Origin of the sequence: Microbaculum marinum (genome assembly GCF_037855135.1) — a bacterium.
Taxonomy (GTDB): domain Bacteria; phylum Pseudomonadota; class Alphaproteobacteria; order Rhizobiales; family Tepidamorphaceae; genus Microbaculum; species Microbaculum marinum.
Window position 1 is genome coordinate 600,972 of the sequence record NZ_JAZHOF010000002.1, and the last position, 26,882, is coordinate 627,853.

At 65.4% G+C, this 26,882-nt stretch carries 23 protein-coding genes; 12 read left to right on the top strand and 11 right to left on the bottom strand.

Annotated features, from left to right (window positions below; translation table 11 throughout):
• Positions 1-11: 11 nt before the first annotated feature.
• Both V3328_RS06370 and V3328_RS06375 read left to right on the top strand, forming a co-directional pair.
• Positions 12-1,736, top strand: coding sequence for an ABC transporter permease (locus V3328_RS06370; protein WP_340328774.1), 1,725 nt, complete (start codon positions 12-14; stop codon positions 1,734-1,736).
• Between the two features lie 116 nt (positions 1,737-1,852).
• Positions 1,853-4,216 carry a patatin-like protein gene (locus V3328_RS06375; RefSeq protein WP_340328775.1) on the top strand — a complete coding sequence of 788 codons (2,364 nt, stop codon included), beginning with the start codon at positions 1,853-1,855 and terminating at the stop codon, positions 4,214-4,216.
• Between the two features lie 16 nt (positions 4,217-4,232).
• On the opposite strand, the gene V3328_RS06380 is transcribed toward V3328_RS06375, so the two are convergent.
• The gene (locus V3328_RS06380; protein WP_340328776.1) at positions 4,233-4,715 is read right to left on the bottom strand and encodes a MarR family winged helix-turn-helix transcriptional regulator; all 483 of its coding nucleotides are present in this window, start codon (positions 4,713-4,715) and stop codon (positions 4,233-4,235) included.
• A 107-nt stretch (positions 4,716-4,822) separates the two neighbouring features.
• Here V3328_RS06380 and V3328_RS06385 point away from each other — a divergent pair, with 107 nt between their 5' ends.
• From V3328_RS06385 to V3328_RS06405, 5 genes are read left to right on the top strand one after another with little or no spacing between them, the layout of a single operon-like run.
• The gene (locus V3328_RS06385; RefSeq protein WP_340328896.1) at positions 4,823-5,296 is read left to right on the top strand and encodes a VOC family protein; all 474 of its coding nucleotides are present in this window, start codon (positions 4,823-4,825) and stop codon (positions 5,294-5,296) included.
• Between the two features lie 23 nt (positions 5,297-5,319).
• Positions 5,320-6,075: a DUF899 domain-containing protein gene (locus V3328_RS06390; protein ID WP_340328777.1), complete on the top strand. Its 756-nt coding sequence runs from the start codon at positions 5,320-5,322 to the stop codon at positions 6,073-6,075.
• Positions 6,076-6,116: 41 nt separating this feature from the next.
• Complete coding sequence (locus V3328_RS06395) at positions 6,117-6,656, top strand: SRPBCC family protein (RefSeq protein WP_340328778.1); 540 nt, start codon at positions 6,117-6,119, stop codon at positions 6,654-6,656.
• Positions 6,657-6,705: 49 nt separating this feature from the next.
• Positions 6,706-7,206 carry a DUF1579 domain-containing protein gene (locus V3328_RS06400; RefSeq protein WP_340328779.1) on the top strand — a complete coding sequence of 167 codons (501 nt, stop codon included), beginning with the start codon at positions 6,706-6,708 and terminating at the stop codon, positions 7,204-7,206.
• Positions 7,207-7,240: 34 nt separating this feature from the next.
• Positions 7,241-8,032 (top strand): VOC family protein, encoded by a 792-nt coding sequence (locus tag V3328_RS06405; RefSeq protein WP_340328780.1) that lies wholly within the window; start codon positions 7,241-7,243, stop codon positions 8,030-8,032.
• 60 nt (positions 8,033-8,092) lie between these two features.
• On the opposite strand, the gene V3328_RS06410 is transcribed toward V3328_RS06405, so the two are convergent.
• From V3328_RS06410 to V3328_RS06420, 3 genes are all read right to left on the bottom strand, one after another.
• On the bottom strand, positions 8,093-9,730 hold the full coding sequence (locus tag V3328_RS06410; protein WP_340328781.1) for a BCCT family transporter: 1,638 nt from the start codon (positions 9,728-9,730) through the stop codon (positions 8,093-8,095).
• Positions 9,731-9,837: 107 nt separating this feature from the next.
• On the bottom strand, positions 9,838-10,251 hold the full coding sequence (locus V3328_RS06415; protein ID WP_340328782.1) for a universal stress protein: 414 nt from the start codon (positions 10,249-10,251) through the stop codon (positions 9,838-9,840).
• Between the two features lie 377 nt (positions 10,252-10,628).
• Complete coding sequence (locus tag V3328_RS06420; RefSeq protein WP_340328783.1) at positions 10,629-12,584, bottom strand: acetoacetate--CoA ligase; 1,956 nt, start codon at positions 12,582-12,584, stop codon at positions 10,629-10,631.
• Between the two features lie 191 nt (positions 12,585-12,775).
• Here V3328_RS06420 and V3328_RS06425 point away from each other — a divergent pair, with 191 nt between their 5' ends.
• Positions 12,776-14,800: an AsmA family protein gene (locus V3328_RS06425; RefSeq protein ID WP_340328784.1), complete on the top strand. Its 2,025-nt coding sequence runs from the start codon at positions 12,776-12,778 to the stop codon at positions 14,798-14,800.
• Positions 14,801-14,910: 110 nt separating this feature from the next.
• Positions 14,911-16,149, top strand: a complete 1,239-nt coding sequence (locus V3328_RS06430; RefSeq protein WP_340328785.1) for a hypothetical protein — start codon at positions 14,911-14,913, stop codon at positions 16,147-16,149.
• Between the two features lie 2 nt (positions 16,150-16,151).
• On the opposite strand, the gene V3328_RS06435 is transcribed toward V3328_RS06430, so the two are convergent.
• From V3328_RS06435 to V3328_RS06465, 7 genes are all read right to left on the bottom strand, one after another.
• Entirely contained in the window at positions 16,152-17,339 is a 1,188-nt protein-coding gene (locus V3328_RS06435) for an NAD(P)/FAD-dependent oxidoreductase (RefSeq protein ID WP_340328786.1), read from the bottom strand.
• Positions 17,336-18,157: an ABC transporter permease gene (locus tag V3328_RS06440; protein ID WP_340328787.1), complete on the bottom strand. Its 822-nt coding sequence runs from the start codon at positions 18,155-18,157 to the stop codon at positions 17,336-17,338. The genes V3328_RS06435 and V3328_RS06440 overlap by 4 nt, the downstream gene beginning before the upstream one ends.
• Positions 18,154-18,336: a hypothetical protein gene (locus tag V3328_RS06445; RefSeq protein ID WP_340328788.1), complete on the bottom strand. Its 183-nt coding sequence runs from the start codon at positions 18,334-18,336 to the stop codon at positions 18,154-18,156. Before V3328_RS06445 ends, V3328_RS06440 begins: the two co-directional genes overlap by 4 nt.
• On the bottom strand, positions 18,333-19,253 hold the full coding sequence (locus tag V3328_RS06450; RefSeq protein WP_340328789.1) for an ABC transporter permease subunit: 921 nt from the start codon (positions 19,251-19,253) through the stop codon (positions 18,333-18,335). Before V3328_RS06450 ends, V3328_RS06445 begins: the two co-directional genes overlap by 4 nt.
• 12 nt (positions 19,254-19,265) lie before the next feature.
• Complete coding sequence (locus V3328_RS06455) at positions 19,266-20,432, bottom strand: ABC transporter ATP-binding protein (protein WP_340328790.1); 1,167 nt, start codon at positions 20,430-20,432, stop codon at positions 19,266-19,268.
• 118 nt (positions 20,433-20,550) lie between these two features.
• Positions 20,551-21,642 (bottom strand): polyamine ABC transporter substrate-binding protein, encoded by a 1,092-nt coding sequence (locus V3328_RS06460; protein ID WP_340328791.1) that lies wholly within the window; start codon positions 21,640-21,642, stop codon positions 20,551-20,553.
• Between the two features lie 120 nt (positions 21,643-21,762).
• Complete coding sequence (locus V3328_RS06465) at positions 21,763-23,133, bottom strand: glutamine synthetase family protein (protein WP_340328792.1); 1,371 nt, start codon at positions 23,131-23,133, stop codon at positions 21,763-21,765.
• 102 nt (positions 23,134-23,235) lie between these two features.
• Between V3328_RS06465 and V3328_RS06470 the strand changes: the two genes are divergently transcribed.
• The 3 genes from V3328_RS06470 (at position 23,236) to V3328_RS06480 (ending at position 26,880) form a co-directional block, all read left to right on the top strand.
• Positions 23,236-23,937: a GntR family transcriptional regulator gene (locus V3328_RS06470; RefSeq protein WP_340328793.1), complete on the top strand. Its 702-nt coding sequence runs from the start codon at positions 23,236-23,238 to the stop codon at positions 23,935-23,937.
• A 132-nt stretch (positions 23,938-24,069) separates the two neighbouring features.
• Complete coding sequence (locus V3328_RS06475) at positions 24,070-25,467, top strand: glutamine synthetase family protein (RefSeq protein WP_340328794.1); 1,398 nt, start codon at positions 24,070-24,072, stop codon at positions 25,465-25,467.
• Between the two features lie 24 nt (positions 25,468-25,491).
• Positions 25,492-26,880, top strand: a complete 1,389-nt coding sequence (locus V3328_RS06480) for an aspartate aminotransferase family protein (RefSeq protein WP_340328795.1) — start codon at positions 25,492-25,494, stop codon at positions 26,878-26,880.
• The last annotated feature ends 2 nt before the right edge of the window (positions 26,881-26,882 follow it).

The following is a 26,882-nucleotide window of genomic DNA, read 5'->3' on the forward strand; positions in this document are numbered from 1 at the left end:
GCGGACCCTTGGTGCAACCGGCGGCGGCCACGCGGGGCCATGCGGAGCGCGCACGGCGTTCGGTCCGTCCCGGCCGCTATCCTCTTATCGTTGCCGGCTCCTTCCTGATTGCGGCACTTGCGGTCGCGCCGATCGTCGCGCTGGTGGTGATCGCACTGGGTGGTGATGCGTCGGTGTGGCCGCATCTGATCGGCACGATCCTGCCGGCCTCCACCCTGACCACGGTGCTGCTGATGCTCGGAGTCGGCGTCCTGACCTCGATCCTGGGCGTGGCGGGGGCCTGGCTGGTCACCATGTGCCGGTTTCCCGGCCGCGGCATGCTGGAATGGATGCTGCTCCTCCCGCTCGCCGTGCCGACCTATGTCGTTGCCTACTGTTATGTCGAGATCCTCGACTCCGTTGGCCCGGTCCAGACCCTGATCCGGTCGATCTTCGGGTTCGAAACCGTTCGCGACTACTGGTTCCCGGAAATCCGCTCGCTGGGCGGCGCGATCTTCGTGATGAGCTTCGTCCTCTATCCCTATGTCTACCTGACCGTCCGGGCGACATTCCTGATGCAGTCGATGTGCGTGCTCGACGTCAGCCGGACGCTGGGGCAGGGCGCCATCGGCTCGTTCTTCCGCATCGCCCTGCCGCTCGCGCGGCCGGCCGTCGTGGTTGGCGTGACGCTGGCGCTCATGGAATGCCTCAACGACATCGGAGCGGTGCAGTTCCTCGGCGTGCAGACCCTGACCCTGTCGGTCTATGCGACCTGGACGAACCGGGGCGACCTCGCCGGAGCCGCGCAGATCGCCTGCGTCATGCTGATCGTGGTGCTGCTGCTGGTCTGGCTCGAGCGCCGCGGCCGCCGGTTGCAGCGCTTCCATCACACTTCGCAACGCGTCCAGGCATTGCCCGACTATCCGCTCGGAGGCTGGCGCGCCGCGGCGGCGATCACCGTCTGCAGCTTGCCGGTGCTGCTCGGCTTCGTCGCCCCCGCCTGGTACCTGCTGTCCGCGGCCTGGCGCCGTTTCGGACTGGATTTCGGGCCCGCCTATTTCACCTTGACGGCCAACAGCGTCGGGCTGTCGCTGACGGCATCGGCGGTCGCCGTTCTGGCGGCCATCATCCTGGCCTACGCGACACGCCTGACCGGCTCGAAGCTCGTCGCCGCGCTGTCTCGGCTGGCAAGCGTCGGCTATGCGGTGCCCGGCACGGTCCTCGCCGTCGGCATCCTGATCCCGCTGGCCTCGCTCGACAACGCAATCGACGGACTCGCCCGAACGATCGCAGGCGTCTCGACCGGACTATTGCTGACCGGCTCCACGGCGGCCCTCGTCTATGCCTACGCCGTGCGCTTCCTCGCAGTCTCCCACGGCACGGTCGAGGCAGGTCTGCAGCGCGTCACGCCGAACATCGATCTTGCCGCACGATCCCTCGGCCGCACGCCGGCTGGAGCGCTGCGCGAGATCCACATGCCGCTGCTGCGACCGGCCATCGCGACGGCGGCGCTGCTCGTCTTCGTCGATTCGATGAAGGAACTGCCGGCGACCATGCTGTTGCGGCCGTTCAACTTCGAGACGCTGGCGACGCATGTCTACACCTACGCCTCGATGGAGATGGTGGAGCAGGGCGCCATCGCCGCCCTGACGATTGTCGTTGCCGGTCTGCTGCCGGTTGCCCTTCTCTCGCGCACCTCGCGGGTCCCGCGGCGGGTCCTGTCCGGTGCGGTGCGCGGCACGGTGCCGTCGATCTGACGCATGGCAGGGCGCCTGCCGCTGCCTCTTGTCGCCGCAGGCCAATTCGCCAAGAGTGGGGAAAACGGTTCGGATCGCCGGGCCGGTCGGGAGAGATCACGGAGGGTGGTGCCGGGATGCGCGAGAAGGAGCTGCGTCTCGCGCTGGTGCTGTATGGCGGCGTCTCGCTGGCCGTCTACATGTTCGGCGTCTGCCGCGAGATCGCCAAGCTGGTGCGTGCCTCCAAGCAGTTCTACGAGGTGCCGGCCGCGGACAGGGCGACGGCGCGGCTGCCACGCGAAGATTCCGACAATCGGGAAACCGATACGGAAGCCGTCTATTTCGACCTTCTCAAGACGCTTGCCGGGCACACCGAACTCAGGGTGATCGTCGATGTGATCGCCGGGGCGTCGGCAGGTGGCATCAATGGCGTCTTCCTGGCCCGTTCGCTGGCGCACGACCTGCCGCTCGCCCCCTTGCGCGATCTCTGGCTCAAGAATGCCGACATCACCGAACTGATCGAGAAGGAAGCCCTGGCGGGTCCGCTGTCCAAGCGGTTCATGACGCCGCTGGTCAGCCGTATGCTCCGCTACGATCCGGTGCTGGCAAACGACGAGGAGGCGCGCTCGAAGTTCGATCGTTTCGTGCGGTCGCGCTGGTTCAGGCCGCCATTCTCGGGCAAACGGTTCACCGGCTGGATGTTCGATGCCGCCGACGCCATGGGGCAGGGCGCGCAGGGCGGTTCGCTGATGCCGGAGGACCACGCTCTCGACCTGTTCGTCTCGATCACCGACTACAACGGCCATCCGCGCCGCGTGCCGCTCGACGATCCGCCCTATGCCGTCGAACTCGATCATCAGTTCGACCTCGGCTTCCGGTACAGGCGACGGGCCTCCGGCCTCGTCGAAAGCGAATTCGACGCACGATCTGTACCGGGTCTCGTATTCGCGGCGCGGGCGACGTCGTCCTTCCCCGGTGCCTTTCCACCGGCGACGATCGAGGAGGTCGAGACCGTCCTGCGCGAACGCGGCGGCGAGTGGCCGGACCTGGACGCCTTCATTCACGACAAGCTCGCTGCCGTCACCCGCGACGGTCGCGACCCGATGACCATCCCCTTCGTCGACGGCGCGGTCGTGACGAACAAGCCGTTCGCGGCGGCCGTATCGGCGCTGTCGGGTCGGCCGGCGAATCGCGAGGTCGTCCGCAGAATCATCTTCGTCGACCCGAACCCGGATATCGAGTTCGCCGATACCGAGGAATTGCCCGGCTTCTTCAGGGCGATTTTCGCCTCGATGACGGAGATCCCGCGCAACGAACCCATTCATCACGAACTCGAGCGCGTCGCCGCGCTCAACCAGCAGATCTCGGTGGTTGCAGAGGTGGTCGATTCGGCTCGGCCGCGCATTGGGACGCTGGTCCAGTCGATCCTCGAGCAGGATCAGGATCCCGCCCCGTCCGCCCGGGTGTTCGCTGCCTGGCGAGACACGGCCAACCGCGCCGCGGCGGTGGAGGCAGGCTTCGCCTTCGAAAGCTACCTGCACCTGAAGATCCTGACCGTCGCCCGCCGCGTGCGGACGATCGTGGAGGCGATCTCCGCGAAGGACCTGGTCGGGCTCGGCGGCACGATCGCCCGTCCCCTGCTGATCGAACCGCGCGACGAAAGCGGGCAGGTCTCCGCCGAGGCGATCGCGTTCCTGCGTGCCTTCGATGCCGATTTCCGGGTGCGCCGCCTCAGATTCGTGATCCGCCACCTCAACGAGTTCTATTATTCGGAGCGGCCCGAGGCCCTGGCGGACCCCGTCGAGCGCACCAAGCTCGACGTCATCAAGGCGGCATTCTACGAACTTCTCGACGGCATCAAGGCGCGGCTCGCCGCGCCGCCGAACGGGCCGGATGCGGCAGCGGCCGCCGGAACGCTCGCGGATCCCGCGACGACGGCGGAGCAGAGGCTGGTGGCGATCGACGCGCTGGGCGCGGCGCTCGACCTGGCCGGCGTCGACGATCGCCTCGACGAGGTCTTCGCGGGCGAGGTGCTGAACTGTCTGCCGGAGTGGGCGAGGACCGAGCTGACCGTGGCCTATGTCGGCTTCCCCTTCTTCGACGTGCTCACCCTTCCGATGACGCAATGGGAAGACCTCGACGAACTCGACATCATCCGTGTCTTCCGGATCTCTCCCTCCGACGCCCAGGCCATCCGCAAGGGGCTGGCGAAGGAGAAGCTGAAGGGGATCCGCCTGCGCCGCTTCGCAGCGTTCTTCAACCGCTCCTGGCGGGAAAACGACTACCTGTGGGGCCGCCTCGTGGCGGCAGAGCGGCTGGTCACCGTGGTGATGACGGCGGCGGGCGCGGCGGCCCGGGAGATAGATGCGCTCAGCGTCAAGAAGGCGCTGTTTCGTGAAATCCTCCGGGCCGAGACACCGCATCTCACGGCCGACGACACTCTGGTCTCGGAACTCATCGAAGAGGTCGAGCAGATCGAGGTCGGCGGCTTCGGCGGCTGAATTGCAGGAGGTGCGGTCAGCCGGCGGGCGCGACCGCCTGTTCGACGGACCTTTCGCTCAGCCGGCCGAGCCCGGTCTTCAGCGTGCCGATGTCGATGCCGCCGAGGTCGCGATCGACCTCGGCGTGCTCGCGCCGCCAGATCGGTACGGCCCTGGCGAGCAGCTGGCGGCCGTCGTCGGTCAGTAGCATCAGACGGCTCCGCTTGTCGCTTGCGGCCGGCTCGATCCGGACGAGGCCGCGCCGCTGGAGAGGCTTCAGCGCCGCCGTGAGGGTCGTCCGGTCCATTGCAAGCAGTTCGGCCGTCGCGCCCATCGTCGGCGGCGCCGGGCGATTGAGCGAGACGAGCAGCGAGAACTGGCCGTTGGTCAGGCCGAGTGGCCGCAGTGCCTCGTCGAAGCGCCGCGCCAGCGCACGCGCCGCCCGCTGGGCGCGCAGACACAGACAGGTGTCGCGTATCTCAAGCGTCGTCTCTAGAGGAATTCCGTTCGCCCTTGTCATGCCATAATTATGTTGATATCAACGTAAAATGTCAAGCGGCAGGCCGGACCGGGCGCGGGGCAACCGCGGCGGACCGGGCCTTGCAACCGGGAGGACAGGAAATGGCGATTGCCAAGAACACGATCTGCGTCTGGTACGACAAGGAGGCCGAAGAAGCGGCACGCTTCTATGCCGAGACGTTTCCCGACAGCTCGGTGGACGGCGTCCATCGCGCCCCCGCCGACTACCCATCCGGCAAGGCCGGTGACGTACTGGTCGTCAATTTTACCGTCCTCGGAATTCCCTGCGTCGGGCTCAACGGCGGGCCCTACCAGAAGCACAGCGAGGCGTTCTCGTTTCAGATCGCCACGGAGGACCAGGAGGAGACCGACCGGTACTGGAATGCCATCGTCGGCAATGGTGGCGAGGAGAACGTGTGCGGCTGGTGCAGGGACAGGTGGGGCATCTCCTGGCAGATCACGCCGCGCGTGCTGCTGGAGGCGTTGGCAGCCGGCGGTGCGGAGGCGAAGCGTGCCTTCGAGGCGATGATGGAGATGGGAAAGATCGACGTGGCCGCGATCGAGGCGGCCCGGCGCGGCTGATCCTTCAGGAGGAGGTGACGGAAATGCAGCATCGGATCGTATCCCGGGAGGACTGGGTCGCTGCCCGCAAGTCGTTCCTGAAAAAGGAAAAGGAGCTCACACGGCTGCGCGACAGGTTGAGCGCCGAGCTTCGCGAGCTGCCCTGGGTCAGGATCGACAAGACGTATGTCTTCGAAACGGCCGCGGGCCGGAGGACGCTCGCCGAACTGTTCGGCGACAACAGCCAGCTCATCGTCCAGCACTTCATGTACGCGCCGGAGTGGGAGGAGGGATGTGTCGGCTGTTCCTTCGCGATCGATCACATCAATGCCGCCTATCCGCATATCCGGCATCATGACGTTTCCTATGTGGCGATAGCTCGCGCCCCGGTCGACAAGCTCGAAGCATATCGGAGGCGGATGGGGTGGGACATTCCGGTCGCATCCTCCGGCGACAGCGACTTCAATTACGACTTCAACGTCTCCTACAGACCGGAAGCCCTCGCCAGCGGCAGGGTCATCTACAATTTCGAGGAGATGGAAACCAACGAGGCCTCAATCGCCGACCTTCCGGGGGCAAGCGTGTTCTACAAGGATGAGGCCGGCGGGATCTTCCACACGTATTCGAGCTTCGGTCGAGGCGGCGAGGAAGTGATCTCGGCCTACATGCTGCTCGATGCCACCCCGAAAGGGCGCAACGAGACCGGTCCCAACGGGAATCTCACAGATTGGGTCCGGCGACACGACGAGTACGAGAGCGCAACTCGCGCCGCCCCGTGTCACGGAACGGCGGCGGAGTAAGCCGCGGCCCGAGAGTTTCCGCAGGAATAGCAGGAAAACGCATGCTGAAGATTCTGGGTGTGGCGGCGGTCGTCGTCGCGGCCGCAATCGCCGGGGTTCTCGTTTTCGCCGCGACGAAGCCGGATACGTTTCGCCTGGAGCGTTCGGCGACGATCAAGGCGTCGCCGGACGTCATCTACTCCCAGATCGAGAACTTCAGGAACTGGCGGACCTGGTCCCCCTACGAAGACCTGGACCCGGATCTCGAACGCAGCTACGGCGGCGCGGCGCAGGGCGTGGGAGCCATCTACGAGTGGTCCGGCAGCGAGGACGTTGGTGCCGGACGGATGGAGATCGTCGATGCCGTTACCGGCAGGTCGATACGGATCAAGCTCGATTTCGTCCGGCCGTTCGAAGCCCACAACACCGCCGAGTTCGATCTGGTGCCCGGGGAGGACGCCACCCTCGTGACGTGGGCCATGGCGGGGCCTCAGCCATACCTTGCCAAGGTCATGTCCGTGTTCATCGACTTCGATACGATGGTGGGGAAGGATTTCGAGACCGGGCTGGACAACCTGCGCAAGGCGACCGAACGCGACTAGGGCGCAGGAAACGGAAACAGCAATCAACCTGAGATCGGGACGGACACACATGATGGAAGAACCGAGTGCCGAACATCGCTGGCTCGAGCAGCTCGTGGGCGAGTGGGAAATCGAGGCCGGCTCAGCTGAGTCGGACATGGCCGAACATCGCTGGACTGAGTCTGTGCGCACTCTGAACGGGCTCTGGATCGTCGCCGAGGGCAAAGGCGAGATGCCCGACGGGACATCCGTCAGGACCCTCATGACGCTTGGCTACGATCCGCGCCGCGGGAAGTATGTCGGCAACTGGATTGGCTCGATGATGAGCCACATGTGGGTCTACGAGGGGGAACTCGATGCCTCCGGCCGCGTCCTCCCCCTAGATTGCGAGGGCCCGGATTTCTCACCGGAAGGGTCGCTCGGCCTCAAGGATGGCGAGCTTGGTCACTATCAGGACGTCATTACCATCGAGGATGAGAACACCCGGACGCTGACCGGCCGCGTCAAGATGCCGGACGGCACCTGGAACGAATTCATGACAGCGCGGTATCGCCGCGTCTCGCCGACCTGACCACCGGCTGCTTTCCCTGAAAGGACCAAAGGCAATGGCGAACAAATTCGTCTGGTACGAACTCATGACATCCGATCCCGCGGCAGCGAAGTCCTTCTACGGCGATGTCGTCGGATGGACTGCGAAGGACATGGAACATGCCGGGATCCCCGGCATCGACTACACGGTGCTCTCGGCGAACGGCGAAATGGTCGCGGGGCTGATGGAAATGCCCGATGCGCCGAAGGAGGCCGGCGCCGGTCCGTTCTGGGTCGGCTATGTCGGCGTCGACGACGTCGACGCGATGGCGCAGAAGGTCGCGGCCGCCGGGGGCGCCATCCATCGGGCTCCCGAAGACATTCCCGACATCGGCCGGTTCGCCGTCGTGGCCGATCCGCACGGCGCCGTGTTCTGCCTGTTGACAATGTCCGGCAGCGAAGGCGGCGGATCCGGTGCCGGCATCTCGCCCATGACGGCCGGCCATGTCGGCTGGCGAGAGCTCATGGCCGGCGACCTCGGTACGGAATTCGCCTTCTATTCCGGCCTGTTCGGCTGGGAGAAGGGCCAAGCCATCGACATGGGGGCGATGGGGACCTACCAGCTCTTCGATGTGGACGGCCTCTCCATCGGCGGCATGATGACGAAGCCGGCGGAGTTGGCGGCGCCGCCGCACTGGGGATACTACTTCACCGTTCCCAAGATCGAAGCAGCCGTGGATCTGGTGAAGTCAGGCGGAGGAGCGGTTCTCAACGGGCCGATGGAGGTGCCCGGGGGAGCCTGGATCATCAATTGCACGGATCCGCAGGGAGCCTATTTCTCACTGGTCGCCCCGCCGACGTCTTCGTAGGCGGGAATTCCTCGGCCGGGCTGCGGGCGCCGCCGCACGTGCGGCGCCCGCCGATTGCCGTCAGGTCTGCCCCGGCGTGTCCTGCTTCCCGCGCGGCTCGGACAACAGTCCCTTGACCAGCGCGTAGGCGCCGATCAGCAGGACGACGGCGAAGGGCAGCCCCGTCGAGACGGATGCCGCCTGCAGCGCGCCGAGCCCGCCGCCCAGCAGCAGCGCGATCGCAACAAGTCCTTCGAATGTCGCCCAGAAGACGCGCTGCGGCAGTGGTGCGTCGATCTTTCCGCCTGCCGTGATCGTGTCGATCACCAGCGATCCCGAATCCGACGAGGTCACGAAGAACACAATGACCAGGACGATCGCGATGAACGATGTGATCGCCGCCAGGGGCAGCTGGTCCAGCATGGTGAACAGCTTCAGCTCCAGCGGCGCGTCGGCAAGCGCCTGATAGCCGCCCTGCACGAAGTCGATCGCCGTGCCGCCGAAGGCCGTCATCCAGAGGACGGAGACCAGCGAGGGGATGAGCAGTACGCAGATGATGAACTCGCGCACGGTCCGGCCGCGGCTGACACGGGCGATGAACATGCCCACGAACGGCGACCAAGAGATCCACCACGCCCAGTAGAAGGCGGTCCAGCCCTGGCTGAAATTCGTGTCGTCGCGCCCGAAGGGATTGGAGAGCGCCGGCAGATATTCCCCGTAGGCGATCAGATTGTCGATGAATCCGGTCAGTATTGCGACCGTCGGCCCGACGAAGATGACGAACAGAAGGAGCAGGGCCGCCAGGACCATGTTGATCTCGGAGAGACGTTTCACCCCTGCATCGAGGCCGGCGACGACCGACACTAGGGCGACGGCGGTGATGCACAGGATCAGGATCACCTTCGAGAGGTCGGTTACCGGAATACCGAACAGGAATTCCAGTCCCGCATTGGCCTGTTCCGCGCCGATACCCAGCGACGTGGCAAGCCCGAACAGCGTTGCGAAGACCGCCAGCGTGTCGATGATGTGGCCGGTCCAGCCCCAGACGCGCTCGCCGAACACGGGATAGAACATCGACCGTATGCTCAGCGGCAGCCCCTTGTTGTAGGCGAAGATTGCCAGCGACAGGCCGACGATGGCGTATATGGCCCAGGGGTGCAGGCCCCAGTGGAATATGGTGGCGGCCATGCCGAGCCGATGGGCTTCCGACTCGTTGTCCGCGGCGCCGGCCAGCGGCGCCCAGCTGTCGGGCGAGCCGGCACCTTCCCCGATCGAGGACAGGTAGTGGGAGATCGGCTCCGAGACGCCGAAGAACATCAGTCCGATGCCCATGCCGGCGGCAAACAGCATCGCGAACCAGCCGGAATACGAGTAGTCCGGCGTCGCTTCGGCGCCGCCGATCCTGATGCGGCCGAGCGGAGAAACGACCAGTGCCAGGGCGAGGAGGACGAAGATGTCGCCGGCCAGCAGGAAGAACCAGTCGAAGGTGGAGGTGATCGCGGGACGCAGCCATCCGAACAGGGTTTCCGCCTGATCGGGAAGCGCCAGCGCGAGGAAGACGAAGGCGACGATGGTCAGGCCTGAGATCAGGAACACAGGATTGTGGATGTCGAGGCCGAACGGCCCGATATTCGGCTGGATGTTGTCCTGGCCGATCGTATAGTCGGTTTCGATTACGTTCGCGGCCCCTTCGGGGCTCGCATAAGATTGTTCGCTCATAGCGCTACCTCATTTTTGTGTCCGGCCCCAATTGCCGACCTTCGCGCTTTGCGCTGCGCAGGTCCGGCACGGGCGCAACCTGTGTCTGGCGGCACGCCGCAGGACCGCTACCGGACGACGAAGACCGAGATTCTGGCGTGCGACGCCACATCGCCGGCATGGGACGAGAAGAAGTGCTCCGCGATGCCGGGCACGTGAGACGCCATGACGATCAGGTCGGCGCCGTTCTCGTCGGCCGCGCGTATCAGTATCTTGTCGAGGTCGACGGTTGGATCGTGGCTCGGATACGCCGCAGTTTCTATCTGCAGACCTCGCGCCGCGGACTGGCGGGAGCCGAATTCTTCGAGCTTTCTGGCAAACTCGTCGGGCGTATGCGCCACCGAGGTCGCCGTTTCCGCGGTCACACCGACGAAGCAGACCGGTATCTGGTAGTGCCTGGCGAGATCCGTCGCCGTATCGATTGCCTTTGCGAGGCGATCGACATGCGCCAGGTCGATCGGCACCATGATTTTCCTGTACATTTCCTACCCCCTCCGCCAACCGGCCTCCGAACGTGGAGATTGAAGCCGGCTACCGGGCTTGCTGACCGACGCAATCCTGCGCGTGGTCTCCTCTATCCTCCATCCAGGCGGGACACGACACCCCCGCGAAAATGAAAACGAACCGCCGACCGATACCCAATCAGCCGCCGTAGCAAATCGGTCAATTCGAACAGTTACAAGCGATTCGAACCGCCCGTCTGCCGCTGTTGTGGAAAAACCACGACGCAGCTCGTCGAACCTTATCATCTTTTGCAGATCGGGCCATCGGGGCAGATGATGCCGCGATCACTATCGGCCCCGGCGGTTTTCCTGCTCCGGGGCGCCGGCTATTCGCCATGCATCGACATCGCGAAGGACTATTGCTTCAACTCCTCGAGATCCTTGAAGAACTCGAGTGCCTCCGGATTGGCCAGCGCTTCCTTGTTCTTCACCTCCCGGCCATGCACCACGTCGCGCACTGCCAGCTCGGTGATCTTGCCCGACTTGGTGCGCGGGATGTCGGCGACGGCGACAATCCGGGCGGGCACATGGCGCGGACTTGCGCCCTCTCGGATCTGCTTGCGGATGCGCGCGGTCAGGTCGTCGTCGAGGGTGACTCCGCCGGCGAGACGCACGAAGAGAACGACGCGAACGTCGCCTTCGTGGTCCTGGCCGATCGCAATCGCCTCGACAATTTCAGGCAGCTGCTCGACCTGAGCGTAAATCTCCGCTGTGCCGATTCGCACGCCACCCGGATTGAGGGTCGCATCCGAGCGTCCGTGGATGACGATGCCCTGGTGCGTGGTCCACTCGGCGAAATCGCCGTGGCACCAGACGCCGGGAAAGCGCTCGAAGTAGGCCGACCGATACTTCGCGCCGTCCGGATCGTTCCAGAACATGATCGGCATCGACGGGAAGGCCTCCGTGCAGACCAGTTCTCCCTTGGTGCCGGGGGGACATGTCCGTCCATCGTCGTCCCACACGTCGACCGCCATTCCGAGACCGGGGCCCTGGATCTCGCCTCGATAGACCGGCGACAGCGGATTGCCGAGGACAAAGCAGGACACGATGTCGGTGCCGCCGGAGATCGACGCCAGGTGCACGTCCGGCTTGATCGCGTCATAGACGAAGTCGAAACTTTCCGCGGCAAGCGGAGAGCCGGTCGATGCAATCAGTCGAACGGCGGACAGGTCATGGGTATCGCGCGGACGCAGTCCGGCCTTCTTTACCGCGTCGATGTACTTCGCCGATGTGCCGAAGAGGGTCATGCGCTCCTCCTGGGCGTAGTCGAAGATGACGTTGCCGTCCGGGTGGAACGGCGAGCCGTCGTAGAGCAGCAGCGTCGCTTCCGCGGCCAGTCCGCTGACCAGCCAGTTCCACATCATCCAGCCGAGCGTCGTGAAATAGAACACGCGGTCCCCCGGCTTCACGTCCGACTGGAGCTCGTGCTCCTTGACGTGTTGGAGAAGGGTGCCCCCGGCGGAGTGGACGATGCATTTGGGAACGCCGGTGGTGCCTGACGAGAACAGGATGTAGAGCGGGTGGGCGAACGGCATGCGCTCGAACGTCACCGGCGCGGTCGAGTATCCGCCGATGACCTCCGGCAGCGATTTCGCCTTGTCCACGCGCGCAGCGACGTCTTCGGCGATCTCGAGGTAGGGCACGACGATCACGGCGTTCAGGGACGGCAGTTTCTCGACCACGGAAGCCAGCTTGTCCGCCACTTCGATGCGCTTGCCGGCATACCAGTATCCGTCGCAGGCGATCAGCACCTTGGGCTCGATCTGGCCGAACCGGTCGAGCACCCCGCGTTCGCCGAAGTCGGGCGAGCAGGACGACCAGATTGCGCCAAGCGAGGCGGTGGCCAGCATCGCGGCGATCGATTCCGGCAGGTTGGGCATCATCGCGGCGACCCGGTCGCCGGCCACCACGCCGTAGTCCCTGAGAGCCTGTTGCAGCCGAGAAACGAGCTCGTTGAGCTCCTTCCAGCTCATGCGCCGCGCCACCTTGTCCTCGCCCCGGAACACCAGCGCCTCGCCCTCGTCGGAGCGCCTCAGAAGGTTCTCGGCGAAGTTCAGCCTGGCATCGGGAAAGAACCTGGCCCCCGGCATCCCGTCGTCCGTGAGCGCCCGCTCGCCCTTCTCGCCGACGATTTCGCAGAAGTCCCAGATCGCCGCCCAGAAATCGGCGCGCCGATCTACCGAAAAGTTGTGGAGAGCCTCGTAACCTTCGAGCGTAAGCCCATGACGTTCCTCGACAAAACGCGCGAACCGGGTCATGTTCGAGTTGGCGACGGTTTCGGCCGTGGGGGACCACAACGGCTGATCGGACATGGTGACTCCTGGCGGTTCCGTTTTGACCGGGCCCTGAAAACGGGCACGGCAGACGGCTTATTGCCACAGCGACCCCGGCCTCGCCAACCGAAAGGCACCGGTTTGACCGGTCAAGCAGCAGAAATATAGTGACGGCCTGGGGAGATACCGCTCGAGGATGGGGTGCAGGTGGCTCGGCACATGACGGCGCCATGAGACGGCTCGCCTTGCTTCTGCTGGCCTTCGCGGCCGGCGCAGGCATTCTGTTCGCCTATCTGGTCTGGTCGGTGTCCCCAGACGACGTTCGCAGCGCCGTGACCGGCCGGCTTCAGGCCCTGACGGGGTACGTGGTCGACATCCGGGGCCGGACGTCCATCTCCCTCCTGCCGACGCCGGCGTTCGAGATCCGCAACGTCGTGCTGCGGCCGCCGCCCGGTATCCTGGAAGGCGAGGCCGCTTCGGCGCCCTCGGCTGGGGGACAAGCAGCGGACGAGGAGCCGCCCGACGTCGCGGTTATCGATGTGTTGCGCGGCTCGGTGGACGTGCTGCCCTTGCTCCTCGGCCGGCTGGAAGTCAGCGATTTCACGCTGGTACGGCCGCGGCTCACGCTGACGGAGGACCGGCGCGGTCGCCCGAACTGGACGATGTCGCGTCAGGGGGAGGTGGGCGCCAATGTCGGGGAACGCGCCGATGGCGCGCCGGCGATTGCGGACGTCCGCATCGGCAGCTTCAGGATCGAGGACGGAGCGATCACCTATGTCGACAGGCGCGGGGGCGCGCGTGAGGAAATCTCCGCGATCAACGCAAACGTCGACTGGCCGCGACTGGCCGCGAGGCTCGAAGCCAGCGGATCGCTCGTCTGGAACGGAGAGGTCGCCGGCCTGGCCGTTGAGGCCGACAAGCCGCTCGACTTCCTGCGTCGCGGCACCACCCGCGCCAGATTGCGGCTGCAGTCCGGCGTGGTGACCGCAAGCTTCGACGGCAATGCCCACTACATCTCGGATCCGCAACTGGAGGGCCGAATCCTCTTGAGCGCGCCATCGGCGCGGGCCGTGTTGCGGTGGATCGGTTCGGATATCGGGTCGGGCCCGGGCCTCGGCAGGCTGGACCTGTCGGGTTCCCTGAATTTCCTGCCCGGCTCGATCGCACTCACCGACATGGTCCTGGATCTCGACGACAACGAAGCCGAAGGCGGCATCAACATCGGATTCGGGGAGAGGGCCACGGCCTTTCAGGGGACGCTCGCCTTCGAGGCGCTCGACCTCGGCAAATACCGTGCGGCGCCCCCCGGCGACGATGCCGCCGCATCGCGGCCGGCTGCGTTCCTGACGAAGCCCGTCGATCTGTCCGCCCTGGAGACGTTCGCGGTGGACCTGCGCATTTCGGCCGCAAGCGTCGCATTCGGCGATCTGATGCTGGGGAGGACCGCAGGGACGATCACCGTGCGCAACGGGACCCTCGATATCGGGGTCGGCGAAGCGATGCTGTACGGCGGCACGGCGCAGGGCACCGTCACGGCACGGCCTTCGCCGCAAGGCGCGCGGGTGAAATCCACCCTCAAGTTCGACAAGACGGATATCGGTCCGTTGCTCGAGGCGCTGAGCGGCGGCGATCCTATCGACGGCGACATGACCGCCCGCATCAACCTGAGCGGCAATGGCTCTACGGTCGGCGAAATTGTCGCCGACCTTTCGGGGGACGCTCGCGTGTCGATTGCCGACGGTGCCTTCGAGGGTATCGACGTCGTGGCGCTGCTGGAGATGCTGAAGGCAGGACAGGTGGAAGGCTGGCCCTCGACGGCCGCCGAAACACGATTCAGGCAGATGAATGCCTCGTTCGTCGTCACCGGCGGGAGCGCCGCGACGGACGATTTCAACATGAAGGGCCCGAACATCGACGTCGCCGCAGACGGCGAGATCCGGCTGATCTCCGCCTCCGTCGCCGGACACGGTACGGCCGACCTGATGCCGGCGCCGGGCAGGAACGACACCGGGGACATCGACCAGCTGTCGGTGCCGTTCGTCATCGAAGGTCCGATAGCGCGACCCCGGATCTATCCCGATCCGGTCTGGCTGCTGAACCGCGCATCGGCATCGGCCGAGGAGATCGAGCGGGCCAGAGACGATCTCAAGCAGAAATCGCCGGAGCAGATCATCGACGATCTGCTGACGCGCGGCGTCGGAAGATCGCCGGGAATGCGGCCGAGAGACGGCCAGCCCACGACGCCGCAGCAATAGGACGCGCAGCAAGCGCGCCGTCGCTACGATGGCAGCTGTTGTGTATCCTGATGCCGATTCGTTTGCGTCTGCTGTTGTCCGGGTTTGTTGGCTCCATGCGGGGTATTTCATTGAACTGCTTGCGCGTGATGTCGCGCGCCGCCGTCCGCTTCGCCGCCATTGCGATCTTCGCGTCACTGTCGAGTTTGGCCCTGTCCGCACCCGCCGATGCGGCAGACTGGGGGCTGACGCTTTTCGTTCAGGCCGATCCGGCCGGCTCCGGCACCGGTCAGGCGTCCTACTCGCCGGGCACCCGGGCCTCCACCACGCTCCTGTTCGAGAACAGGGGCGATGCCACTCTCACGAAGGTCCGCGTCGAGGTCAAGCTGGTGGGTGCGGTTCCCGTCGTGGAGGGGGCCACCGCCTGGAAGCGGGATGGCAACACGATACGGGCAACCATAGACGAGCTGACACCCGGCGAAACCGTCGAACTGCCGCTGGTCGTCGAGCTTGCCGACGGCACCGAGCGGGGTGCGCGCGGAACGGGCGGCGAGGCACGTATCCGGGCCAGCGTTCCAGCGAGCGGCGAGACGCTGGTCGCGGAGGCGTTCTGGCCCATCGCAAGCTGCGCGGATGCCTATCACGCCGCCCTGCGTCAGGTGCGCTACAACGAGTTCGCCGCCCTGCGAGCGGCGGTCGACGCATCCCGGGACTCCGATCCGACCTTCTCGGGCCGCACTGTATTCACCTATCGGCCGAGCGGCGGTCGGGACGAGGAATCGGCCGTCCGGTTCTCGGAGCAGATCGCCCGCTCGAAGGGCGTGGACAGCTACTTCGATACCCAGGACGTCCGCTGGGTATCCGGGCGGCTGATCAACGACATCGCAGTGTATCTTGGTCAGGACCGCTATCCGGGCCTGTGCACCGGCGCCATCGAATGGACCGGCATCCTGCAGGAATACCTTGGCCGTTTCACGAAGCGTGTCGACCAGATCACCGAAATCCGCGCTGGTCTGGAACCGTCAGTCCAGCATCTGGTCGCGCAGAACGGCGAGCCGGACATGGAGCAGGGAAGTGGAGAAATCGACGCCTGGAGCACGGCCGCGGCGCTGCTCGACAGGCTCGACCCGGACAGGCTTCCCGGGGACGGTCGGGAGATCTTCGTTTCCGCCCATGACAAACTGGATGCGGCAGGCGACGCTCTGACCGAGGAGCGTCGCGCGGCGCTGACGGAAACTTTCGCGGGGCTCGAACGGCTGTGGTACGTGGACCACGCGCTCGCCAATGCGCGCGCCGTATCGGACGGCTTCGCCGGTACGCTGGACGCAATCCGCAAGGCACACGCCAGTACCTGTACCTGCGGATCGTAGGCTCAGTCCCGCCAGCGCGGCGCCAGCGGCCCGGCCTCGGCGCTCTGCGCCCAGTCTTCCGATGCAATCATGTCGGCGGCCGTCTTGCCGACGGCGATGCAGGACTTCGCCGCAAATCCGCAACACCCCAGGGCGATGCCGATCGCCTCGTGGCCGGGGACGCGGCCGATCAGCGGTCGGTCGGTGTCCGTCTCGACGAGGGCGCAGGGCTCTGTGCGCCAGCGAGCATCGGCGAGGCTCGGAAACATCCTGAACATGGTGTCGCGGATCTGCCGGGCTTCTTCCGCGGAGCCGCCGGCATGGAACCAGTCCCGCACCGTGTCTGACCCATCGAGCTGGTCGCCGATGCCGCCGGTGCCGGCCTTTATCCAGTAGCCCCCGCCCGGGTAGGGCACCGGCGGGACGCCGTAGAAGCCGTAATTGGCGGTATCGGAATCGAATGCGACGATGAAGCTCGGCATCCCGTGGAACGCCGGATCGCCGGCCGCGACCTCGATCTGGACCACGGTCCGGCCGAACGGCTTCAGGTCCGGCAGCAGGGGCAGGAGGCGCGCGTCGCGGGCGTGCGGCCCGACCGCCACGAGAGCGCGGTCACAACCGATCGCCTCGCCGTCGGATGTGAGAACTTCAACGCCCTCGCCGGTCGTCCGCACCGACGTCGCTTCCTGCTCGATCAACACCGCGCCGCTCTGCCGGGCCACCGTCTTGAGCGCGGCGACCATCCGCCGCGGATTGACGTATCCCGCCGGCGCTGGCTCCCACAGGACGGTGAAGTTCTCGGGCAGGCGGATCGCCGGGCAGCGCCGGGTCAGATCCTCGCCGCTCATTTCCTGTAGTTCGAGATCGAAACGTTCGGAGGTCTTCCGCGCCCTGGCGAGCGACGCCGCACCGGTCGGCGCGATGCGGACGGCTCCGCAGGGCGTGTGGAACCCGATGCCCGAGCGTTCCTCGATCTCCGCGTACCGGGCGATGGACTTGGCCGCCCAGTCCGCCCAGATCGGATCGGTGTCGAGGACGCGGGTAATCCTGCCCTCGTCGTAGTGACTGGCGTAGGCGCCGGTGTGCCGCGACTTGTCCGCCGGTTCGCCCGGCCCGATCAGCGCGACGGTCATGCCCGCTTCGGCGAGTGCCAGTGCGGCCGACGAGCCGATCATCCCGGCACCGACGACGGCGATCTCGTACCTCCTCATGGGGCGGCGGCCGCCAGCCGTTCGGCTCTCTGGCGCTCGACCTCCTGGCGCTTCGTCACCAGCGAAGCGGCGATGACCCCGACGGTGACGATGCCGATCAGCACCGTCGACACGGCGTTGATCTCGGGCGTCACGCCGAGCCTGACCGCGGAGTAGATCCGCATCGGCAAGGTCGTCGCCCCGGGCCCGGTGGTGAAGCTCGCGATCACCAGATCGTCGAGCGACAGCGTGAAGGCAAGCATCCAGCCCGCAACGATCGCGGGCAGGATCAGCGGCAGCGTCACGAGGAAGAAGGTCTTGAAGGGTGGGCAGCCGAGATCCATCGCCGCTTCCTCCAGCGACCGGTCGAAGGTGACCAGCCGGGACTGCACGACCACCGCGACGAAGCACAGCGAGAAGGTGATGTGGGCGATCGTCACCGTCCAGAATCCGCGGCTGAAGTTGATCGCGACGAACAGGAGCAGCAGCGACAGGCCGGTGATCACCTCAGGCATGACCAGCGGGGCGTAGACCATGCCCGAAAACAGCGTGCGGCCCTTGAAGCGGCCGTGCCGCACCAGCGCCAGCGCCGCCAGCGTTCCAAGGACCGTGGCCACGGTCGCAGACAGTAGGCCGACGCGAAGCGTTACCCAGGCCGCGTCCAGCAGCTGCTGGTTCTGGATCATGGCGGCGTACCACTTGGTCGACCAGCCCGCCCAGATCGCGACGTTGCGGCCGGCGTTGAAGGAGTAGATCACCAGCAGCACGATCGGCAGGTAGAGGAACGCGAAGCCGAGCGTCACCGAGACGATGTTGAAGAGGCTTGGGCCCTTTCTCATGCGGGCCTCCCCGCGCGGATCAGGTCGGCGCGGATCCAGGCGTCCGCGTCGCGCGCCGCGGGCAGATCCTCGCTGTGGTCGAGCCACCGGTCGGCTTGCGGTTCCGCTGTCTTGACGGGTTGCTTCACCGTTTCGGGGACGGAGAATGCCCCCGACAGAAACTGCAGGATCGCTGTCATGTGTCGCGCTCCTGCTGCCGTTGCTGGAGGTTCTGGAAGAACACGATCGGGATTACCAGGATCAGCAGCAGCACCACGGCGACCGAGGAGGCGAGCGGCCAGTCGCGGTTGGAGAAGAACTCCGCCCACAGCGTCTTGCCGATCATCAGCGTCTGCGAGCCGCCGAGCAGGTCGGGGATGACGAACTCGCCGACGGCGGGGATGAACACCAGGAAGCAGCCGGCGACGATGCCGGGAATCGACAGCGGGACGGTCACCACCCAGAAGGTCTTCAGCGGCGGGCAGCCGAGATCTGACGCGGCTTCCAGCAGCGTCTCGTCCATCTTCTCCAGCGACGCGTACAGCGGCAGCACCATGAACGGCAGGTAGGAATAGACGATGCCTATATAGACCGCGATGTTGGTCGACAGGATGGTCAGCGGCGTGTCGATCATTCCGGTGGAGATCAGGAACGTGTTGAGCAACCCCTCGCGGCTCAGGATGCCGATCCAGGCATAGACGCGGATCAGGAAGCTCGTCCAGAACGGCAGGATCACCAGCATGACGAGCGTCGGACGCCAGGCCTTGGGCGTGCGGGCCATGCCGTAGGCGATCGGGTAGCCGATAAGCAGCAGCAGCACGGTCGATATGCCGGCGATCTGCAGGCTCGACAGGTACGACTTGATGTAGAGCGAGTCGGAGAACAGGAACGCATAGTTCTCCAGCGACAGTTCCCTGACGGCCGCCCACAGCCCGGCCAGGCCCTCCGACAGGTCGAAGACAGGCAGGTAGGGCGGCATGGCGATCGCCGTCGTCGACAGCGAGATTTTCAGCACGATCAGGAAGGGCGCCAGGAAGAAGAACAGGAGCCACAGGTAAGGAACGAGGACAACAAGGCCTCTGGAGGCGATCGGCGACTTTCTGTCGGAAGCGGCCATGGTCCTGTCGTCCTACTTCGTCAGAACGACGCCGGCATCGCGCGGCCACGACAGCCATACCCTGTCGTCATAGCCGATCGGCCGTTCGACCAGGCGGGTCTGGTTGGTGACCGTCGACTTGATGACGTGCCCGTTGTCGAGCCGCACGTGGTAGACCGACAGGTCGCCGAGATAACCGATGTCCCAGACCTCGCCGGAGGCGCAGTTGATCGAACTCTCGTCGGGCGCGTCGAGGGAGATGCGCATCTTCTCCGGACGAATTGCCAGCCAGGCATCGTCCCCGACACGGCCGATCTCTCCGCCGGTGTCCGTCTCGCGCTCGGCCACGATCGCGCAGGCGACGTCGCCGCTGGCAAGCGTAACCTCGTTGTCGCCGAGCTGGCTGATCTTGCCGGACAGGAAATTCACGTCGCCAATGAAGTCGGCGACGTAGCGCGAGTTCGGAGATTCGTAGATCACCGCCGGTGTCGCCACCTGAACCAGCTTTCCCTGGTCCATCACGGCGATGCGGTCCGACACCGTCATCGCCTCCTCCTGATCGTGGGTGACGATCACGAAGGTCAGCCCCAGGTCCTGCTGCAGGTCCATGAGCTCGAACTGCGTCTCCTCCCTGAGCTTCTTGTCGAGCGCGCCGAGCGGCTCGTCGAGCAGCAGCACCTTCGGGCGCTTTGCGATCGAGCGTGCCAGCGCGACGCGCTGCCGCTGACCGCCGGACAACTGGTGCGGCTTGCGTTTGGCGAAGCTTTCAAGCTTGGTCAGCTTGAGCATTTCCTGGACGCGCGAGGCGATGTCGGCGGCCGGCATCCTGTCCTGTTTCAGTCCGAAGGCGATGTTCGCCTCGACATTCATGTGCGGAAACAGGGCGTAGGACTGGAACATCATGTTGACCGGACGGCGATGCGGGGGAATGCCGGAAATGTCCTGGCCTTCCAGCAGGATGCGCCCCTCGGTCGGGGTCTCGAACCCGGCCAGCATCCTCAGGAGCGTGGTCTTGCCGCAGCCGGAGGGACCCAGAAGCGAAAAGAATTCCCGCTCGTAGATGTCGAGACTGAGATCGTCGACCGCCGTGAAGTCGCCGAACCGCTTGGTGACATTCTCGAACCGGATGAATGCCTGCGCCGATGGATCTTCCCACGGCGCAAACTTCCGTTTGATTGGCCCGGTTGCCTTTGACGCCATCAAATCCCCCCTTCGATGCCATCCCGGTAGGCCACGCCGTCCCGAACGATCGAAGACTGCAGTTCCGTTCCAGTGCGGATATGAAACGGGCCGGGGTGTGCCCGGCCCGTGAGTGTGTTCAGGTGCCCGACTTGATCCTCGTCCAGGCGCGGGTGACGACGCGCTGCGTCCTTGGATCGAACGGGGTCGTGGTGTAGAGGCGCCCGACGGTCTCCTCGTCGGGATAGATCGCGGTATCGCCGATCACGTCCTCCTCCAGCAGCGGCTGGGAGTCCTTGTTGCCGTTGGCGTAGTAGATGTAGTTGGAGTTCTCCGCGGCGACCTCCGGCTTCATCATGAAGTTGATGAAGGCATGGGCCGCATCGGGATGCGGAGCATCGGCCGGGATCGCGAGATTGTCGAACCACATCAGCGCGCCTTCCTTCGGGATCGAATAGGCGATTTCGACGCCGGTGTCGGCTTCGGCAGCCCGGTCCCGGGCCTGCAGGACGTCGCCCGACCAGCCGACCGCCAGGCAGATGTTTCCGTTGGCGAGCGCTTCAATGTACTCCGACGAATGGAACTTCTGGATGTTCGGGCGGATCGATTCGATCAGCTTGGCTGCCTCCTCGATGTCGGCCGTATCGTGGGAATCGGGATCCTTGCCCAGATAGTTCAGCGCCGCCGGGATCATTTCGTCTGCAGCGTCCAGCATGTGGATGCCGCAGTCCTTGAACTTGGACACAACATCCGGATCGAAGATCATCGCCCATGAATTGACGGGGGCGTCGGGCATGCGCTCCTCGATCTTGCCGACATTGTAGCCGATGCCGGTGGTGCCCCACATGTAGTTCACCGCATGCTCGTTGCCGGGATCGAACTTGGCGATCCGGTCCGAGATATCCTTCCATTGGTGTTCGATGTTCGGGAGCTTCGACTTGTCGAGCGGCTGGAACACGCCGGCCTGGATCTGCCGGGCCAGGAAGGTCCCCGACGGCACCACCACGTCGTATCCGGTTCCGCCCGCCAGCAGCTTCGTTTCCAGGATGTCGTTTGAATCGAAAACGTCATAGACGACCTTGATGCCGGTCTCGTCCGTGAACTGCTTGAGGACATCCTCGCCGATGTAGTCGGACCAGTTATAGACGTGCACCACGTTGTCCTGGGCAGAGGCTGCCACGCACATCGCGGCGCTCAGGACCAGGGCGGAGGCGAGGGGTTTCAGGATCATGCTGTTCTCCCGTTGAGTGCTGGTAGGTCGCGCGGGCTGGTTCGAGCGGTTTCGTCGCTGCATCAAAACGCCGATTTGGAACTTGTGCAACCGTATGCCGCGCCGGCAATCCGGGGGCCGTCACAGGTAGGTCTCGTATTCGAGCGGCGAGACATAGGCCTCGAAGCCCTCGAGCTCCTGCCGTTTGACTTTCGCGTAGAGGTCGCGCCATTTCGCACCGAAGGTATCGGCGATCCATTCGGAGGCCTCGAACGCTTCCAGGGCATGGCGCATCGTCGGCGGCAGCGACTGACCCGGGACCTGGCCGACATCGCCCTCGACGGGCAGCGGCAACGGCACGTCTCCGGCGAGCCCGCGTTCGGCGCCGGCCAGGATCGCAGCGAGGACGAGATGCGGATTGGCGTCGGCACCGGCGACGCGGTGTTCGAAACGCCGCGCCGGCCCGTCGCCGCGCGGAAGCCGGACGGCGACGTAGCGGTTGTTTTCGGCCCACAGCGCCTTCGACGGCGAATAGGCGCCGCTGAGGCGGCGGAATCCGTTGAAGGTCGAGACGAAGGGAAGCGTCGCCGCGTGCATCGTTGACAACAGGCCGGCGACGCAGCGACGAAGCAGGGCTTCGCCGTCGGGACCGGTGCCGAAGACGTTGCGGCCGTCCTGGTCGACCAGGCTCACGTGGGCGTGCATGCCGTTGCCCGACCGGGCCGGAAACGGCTTTGCCATGAACGAGGCGTTCAGCCCGTGCCTGCGCGCGACCTGACGGATGATCCGCCGCAGCATCAGCGCCTGGTCGGCGGCGGCGAACGGATCGCCGACGTGGATGAGATTGATTTCGAACTGCCCGGGCGCGGCCTCGGAGATGATCGTGTCGGTCTCGACGCCGAGGGATTCCGCCGCGGTCTCGATCTCGGCGAACAGGTCGCCGTACGCCCTGAGATCCGACATCGAATAGATGTTGGTGCGATCCGGCCCGATGCCCTCGATCACAGGAGACGGCTGGTCGCCGCCCTGGGCGAGTTCGAACAGGAAGAACTCAAGCTCGAACGCGACGACCGGCCTCAGGCCGCGCGCCGCAAGCCTTGCAACCGAATTGCCCAGCAGCGTTCTCGGATCGGCGAAGTACGGCGTGCCGTCCTCGTCTTCCATCCTGAGCAGGACCTGAGCGGTTGGCCGCTCGGCCCACGGCACCCGGCGCAAGGTGCCCGGCACCGCCCGGCAGATCCCGTCGCGATCGCCGACCTCGTGGTAGAGCCCCGTCGAGATGACGTCACTGCCCCATGCGTCGAGCGCGAAGACCGACTTCGCAAGCGCCAGGCCGTTGCGGAACAGCCCCTCGAGATGGTTCGTAGGCATCCATTTGCCGCGGAACACGCCGTTGGTGTCCGGCAACAGCAGTTCGACGATCTCGATGTCCGGGTTCTTCGCGGCAAATTCGGCGGCCTCGTCATCGTTTGCAACGATCGAGTGCTCTGCCGTTGGAGGCCAATTTGCCATGGAACGCGCCATTGCGGCTGAAGAGGTGCAGTCGGTTGCTTCGGCGGGGCATTTCTGAAATGATCCGTTCAAATGTGATCACGCTTTGGGAGAGCTGTCAACTTGAGCTCTGAGGTGTCCGGGGCGGGCGCTCGGGAAACGATGCACGAGCGCGTCTACCGGGAGCTGCGGTCGCGTTTGATCGGCGGTCGCGTCGTGCCGGGGAGGGCGGTCACGTTGAGGGGGCTCGCCGCCGAGCTCGGCGTCAGCCCCATGCCGGTCCGCGAAGCGGTCAATCGTCTGGTGGCCGAGCGGGCCCTGGTCATGACCCCCAGTCGGCGCATTTCCGTGCCCGAGATGACTCCCGAGCGGTTCGACGAACTCATCACCGCACGCGAGCGACTCGAGCCGGAGGCCGCCCGGCGGGCCCTGCCCCACCTGACGCGCGCCGATGTCGGCCGCCTCGGCAAGATCGATGCCGAGCTCGAAGAGCATTTGCGCACCGGCAACGTGGAAGGCTACGTCGCAGCCAACCATGCCTTCCATTTCTCGATCTACCGGGGGTCACCGTCCGAAATACTGGTTCCCCTTATCGAGAGCCTGTGGCTGCAGTTCGGACCGTTCATGCGCATCGTCTACGGTCGGGTCGGAACGACCTGGCTGGTCGACTACCACGAGCAGGCGATGGCGGCGATCCTGGCCCGCGACGACGCCGCGTTGGCCGACGCCATTCGCGCCGATATCCTCGATGGGATGCGGCACATCGGAAACAGCGTCTTCGACTCCCGGCTGTCGCCGGGCCGACCGGCCGCCTCGGGGATGTGAATTTCCTGCCGCAGAACATGCCGGCGGATTGACTTTGAGCATTTGTGATCACAAAATCCTCGCGTATCCGAAGCATTGATACGGCACGGCGCGGCACCCCCGGTCGCGGGCCGGTCGACATGACGGGGCATCATGCCGAGAAAGAAAGTCGCACAGACCACTCTGGAAGCGCCGCGCGGCGTCGCCTCCTATGACGAGGCGAAGGCGTGGATGGCCACGCGGCGGATCGACGACATCGAGTGCATCGTGCCGGACCAGTCCGGAGTTGCGCGCGGCAAGCTGATGCCTGCCTCGAAGTTCTTCGAGGGGCGCGTGCTCAATCTGCCGGAATCGATCTTCTACCAGACCATCAGCGGCGACTATCCCGATCTCCGGGAGATCACGGAGCTCGACCCCTCCGACGGCGACCTGCATTTCGTCCCGGATTTCTCGACGCTGTGCATCGTTCCGTGGGAGGACGAGCCGACCGCGCAGGTCGTACACGACGCATATACCCGCGACGGCGACGTGGTCGAACTGGCACCGCGCCAGGTCCTTCGACGCGTCCTGAAGCTTTACGAGGATCGCGGCTGGGTGCCGGTCGTCGCACCCGAGATCGAGTTCTATCTCGTGCGTCCGAACACCGATTCGGACTATCCGCTGGAGCCGCCGATCGGAAGGTCCGGCCGCGCCGAAAAGGGCCGCAAGTCCTATTCGATCTCAGCCGTCAACGAGTTCGACCCGCTGTTCGACGACATCTACGACTATTCGGAAGCGCAGGGTCTCGAGATCGACACGCTGATCCACGAGGAGGGCGCGGCCCAGCTAGAGATCAACCTGCGCCACGGTGCGCCGCTCGAACTGGCCGACCAGGTGTTCCTGTTCAAGCGCACGATCCGCGAGGCGGCGCTGAAGCACAACATCTACGCAACCTTCATGGCCAAGCCGATCGCCCAGGAACCCGGCAGCGCCATGCACATCCATCAGTCGATCGTCGACGCGAAGACCGGTGAGAACGTGTTCTCGAACAAGGACGGCGAACCTTCGCCGGAGTTCTATTCCTTCATCGCCGGCCAGCAGGAGTATCTGCCTGCCGTCATGTGCATGATGGCGCCTTACGTGAACTCCTACCGCCGGCTAGCCCGCTACACCGCCGCACCAATCAACATCCAGTGGGGCTACGACAATCGCACCGTCGGCCTGCGGATCCCGCACTCCAAGCCCCAGGCGCGCCGCGTCGAGAACCGCGTCCCCTCGTCGGACGCCAACCCCTATCTGGCGATCGCGGCGTCGCTCGCCGCCGGGCTTCTGGGAATCAGGGACAACCTGCAGCCGACCGAAGCGATAACCGGCAGCGCCCGTGAACTCCCATACGACCTGCCGCGCGGGCTGCTTGAGGCGGTCGCCGCCTTTCAGGAATGCGAGCCGCTGCGCGAGGTCTTCGGCGAGACCTTCGTTTCCGTCTATTCCGCCATCAAGCAGGAGGAGTTCGAGACGTTCATGCGGGTGATCAGCCCGTGGGAACGCGAATACCTCCTGCTGAACGTCTAGCTGCCCTTACCCGGAGATTCCTCGATGAACCTCGCACGCAACGTTTCGACAGCCGATTTCCAGCGTCTCGATGCCGCCCACCACCTGCATCCGTTCACCGACACCAGGCAGCTGAACGCGGAAAAGAGCCGGGTGATGTCGAAGGCGCACGGCGTCTGGCTGTGGGACACCGACGGCAACCGCTATCTCGACGGCATGGCCGGGCTCTGGTGCACCCAGATCGGCCACGGCCGGCGCGAGGTGGCCGATGCCGTGCATGCGCAGATGATGGAGCTCGAATACTCCAACACCTTCTTCAAGACGACGCACCCGCCGGCCGCGCGGCTCTCGGAGGTGGTTGCAGAGGTCACGCCGGACGGGCTCAACCACGTCTTCTTCACCAACTCCGGATCCGAGGCGAACGATACCGTCTTCCGGATGGTCCGCTACTACTGGCAGCTCCAGGACAAGCCCGCGAAACAGATCATCATCGGCCGCAAGTACGGCTATCACGGCTCCACCGTGGCCGCTTCCGCGCTGGGCGGCATGGACGGGATGCACAAGCAGGCCGGGATGGTGCCCGGCGTCCACCACATCACGCCGCCGCACTGGTTCGATTTCGGCGGCGACATGAGCCGCGAGGACTTCGGCGTCTGGGCAGCCAAGGAGCTGGAACGGGCGATCGACGAACTCGGCGAGGAGAACGTCGCGGCCTTCATCGCCGAACCGATCATGGGCGCCGGCGGCGTGCTGATCCCGCCGGACAGCTACTGGCCGGAGATCTCCCGCATCTGCTCCGAGCGCGAGATCCTGCTCGTCGTCGACGAGGTGATCTGCGGCTTCGGGCGCACCGGCAAATGGTTCGGCTCCGATACGTACGGTCTGAAGCCGGACCTGATGCCGATCGCCAAGGGCCTGTCCTCGGGCTATCTGCCGATCGGCGGCGTCATGGTCGCCGACCGCGTCGCCGACGTGCTGATCGACAAGGGCGGCGAGTTCTACCACGGCTACACCTATTCCGGTCACCCGGCCGCCTGTGCGGCCGCGCTCGAGAATCTGCGCATCATGCGCGAGGAGCGCGTGGTCGAGCACTGCGCCGAAGAGGCGGCCCCGTACCTGCAGGAGAAGTGGCGTTCCTTCGCCGATCACCCGCTGGTCGGGGAAGCCCGCATGGTTGGACTGTTCGGTGCTCTGGAACTGGTCCCCGCCAAGCCCGGCCGGACCGAGCGCTTCGATCCTGTCGGGGCCGTCGGCACCATCGCCCGCGACTTCTCCTTCGCCAACGGCCTGATCATGCGCGCGGTGCGCGACGCCCTTGTGATCTCGCCGCCGCTGGTGATCACGCGCGAGGAGATCGACCAGCTCGCCAAGCTCGTCGAGAAGACCCTGGACGACACCCTCGCGGAACTCCGGAAGCAGGGACGGATCGCCTGATC

Coding starts and splice junctions, on each gene's coding strand:
- V3328_RS06480 (WP_340328795.1), top strand. CDS start 25,492: ATGAACCTCGCACGCAACGTTTCGACAGCCGATTTCCAGCGTCTCGAT.
- V3328_RS06400 (WP_340328779.1), top strand. CDS start 6,706: ATGATGGAAGAACCGAGTGCCGAACATCGCTGGCTCGAGCAGCTCGTG.
- V3328_RS06405 (WP_340328780.1), top strand. CDS start 7,241: ATGGCGAACAAATTCGTCTGGTACGAACTCATGACATCCGATCCCGCG.
- V3328_RS06410 (WP_340328781.1), bottom strand. CDS start 9,730: ATGAGCGAACAATCTTATGCGAGCCCCGAAGGGGCCGCGAACGTAATC.
- V3328_RS06375 (WP_340328775.1), top strand. CDS start 1,853: ATGCGCGAGAAGGAGCTGCGTCTCGCGCTGGTGCTGTATGGCGGCGTC.
- V3328_RS06415 (WP_340328782.1), bottom strand. CDS start 10,251: ATGTACAGGAAAATCATGGTGCCGATCGACCTGGCGCATGTCGATCGC.
- V3328_RS06450 (WP_340328789.1), bottom strand. CDS start 19,253: ATGGCCGCTTCCGACAGAAAGTCGCCGATCGCCTCCAGAGGCCTTGTT.
- V3328_RS06380 (WP_340328776.1), bottom strand. CDS start 4,715: ATGACAAGGGCGAACGGAATTCCTCTAGAGACGACGCTTGAGATACGC.
- V3328_RS06465 (WP_340328792.1), bottom strand. CDS start 23,133: ATGGCAAATTGGCCTCCAACGGCAGAGCACTCGATCGTTGCAAACGAT.
- V3328_RS06435 (WP_340328786.1), bottom strand. CDS start 17,339: ATGAGGAGGTACGAGATCGCCGTCGTCGGTGCCGGGATGATCGGCTCG.
- V3328_RS06420 (WP_340328783.1), bottom strand. CDS start 12,584: ATGTCCGATCAGCCGTTGTGGTCCCCCACGGCCGAAACCGTCGCCAAC.
- V3328_RS06455 (WP_340328790.1), bottom strand. CDS start 20,432: ATGGCGTCAAAGGCAACCGGGCCAATCAAACGGAAGTTTGCGCCGTGG.
- V3328_RS06445 (WP_340328788.1), bottom strand. CDS start 18,336: ATGACAGCGATCCTGCAGTTTCTGTCGGGGGCATTCTCCGTCCCCGAA.
- V3328_RS06425 (WP_340328784.1), top strand. CDS start 12,776: ATGAGACGGCTCGCCTTGCTTCTGCTGGCCTTCGCGGCCGGCGCAGGC.
- V3328_RS06390 (WP_340328777.1), top strand. CDS start 5,320: ATGCAGCATCGGATCGTATCCCGGGAGGACTGGGTCGCTGCCCGCAAG.
- V3328_RS06395 (WP_340328778.1), top strand. CDS start 6,117: ATGCTGAAGATTCTGGGTGTGGCGGCGGTCGTCGTCGCGGCCGCAATC.
- V3328_RS06440 (WP_340328787.1), bottom strand. CDS start 18,157: ATGAGAAAGGGCCCAAGCCTCTTCAACATCGTCTCGGTGACGCTCGGC.
- V3328_RS06475 (WP_340328794.1), top strand. CDS start 24,070: ATGCCGAGAAAGAAAGTCGCACAGACCACTCTGGAAGCGCCGCGCGGC.
- V3328_RS06460 (WP_340328791.1), bottom strand. CDS start 21,642: ATGATCCTGAAACCCCTCGCCTCCGCCCTGGTCCTGAGCGCCGCGATG.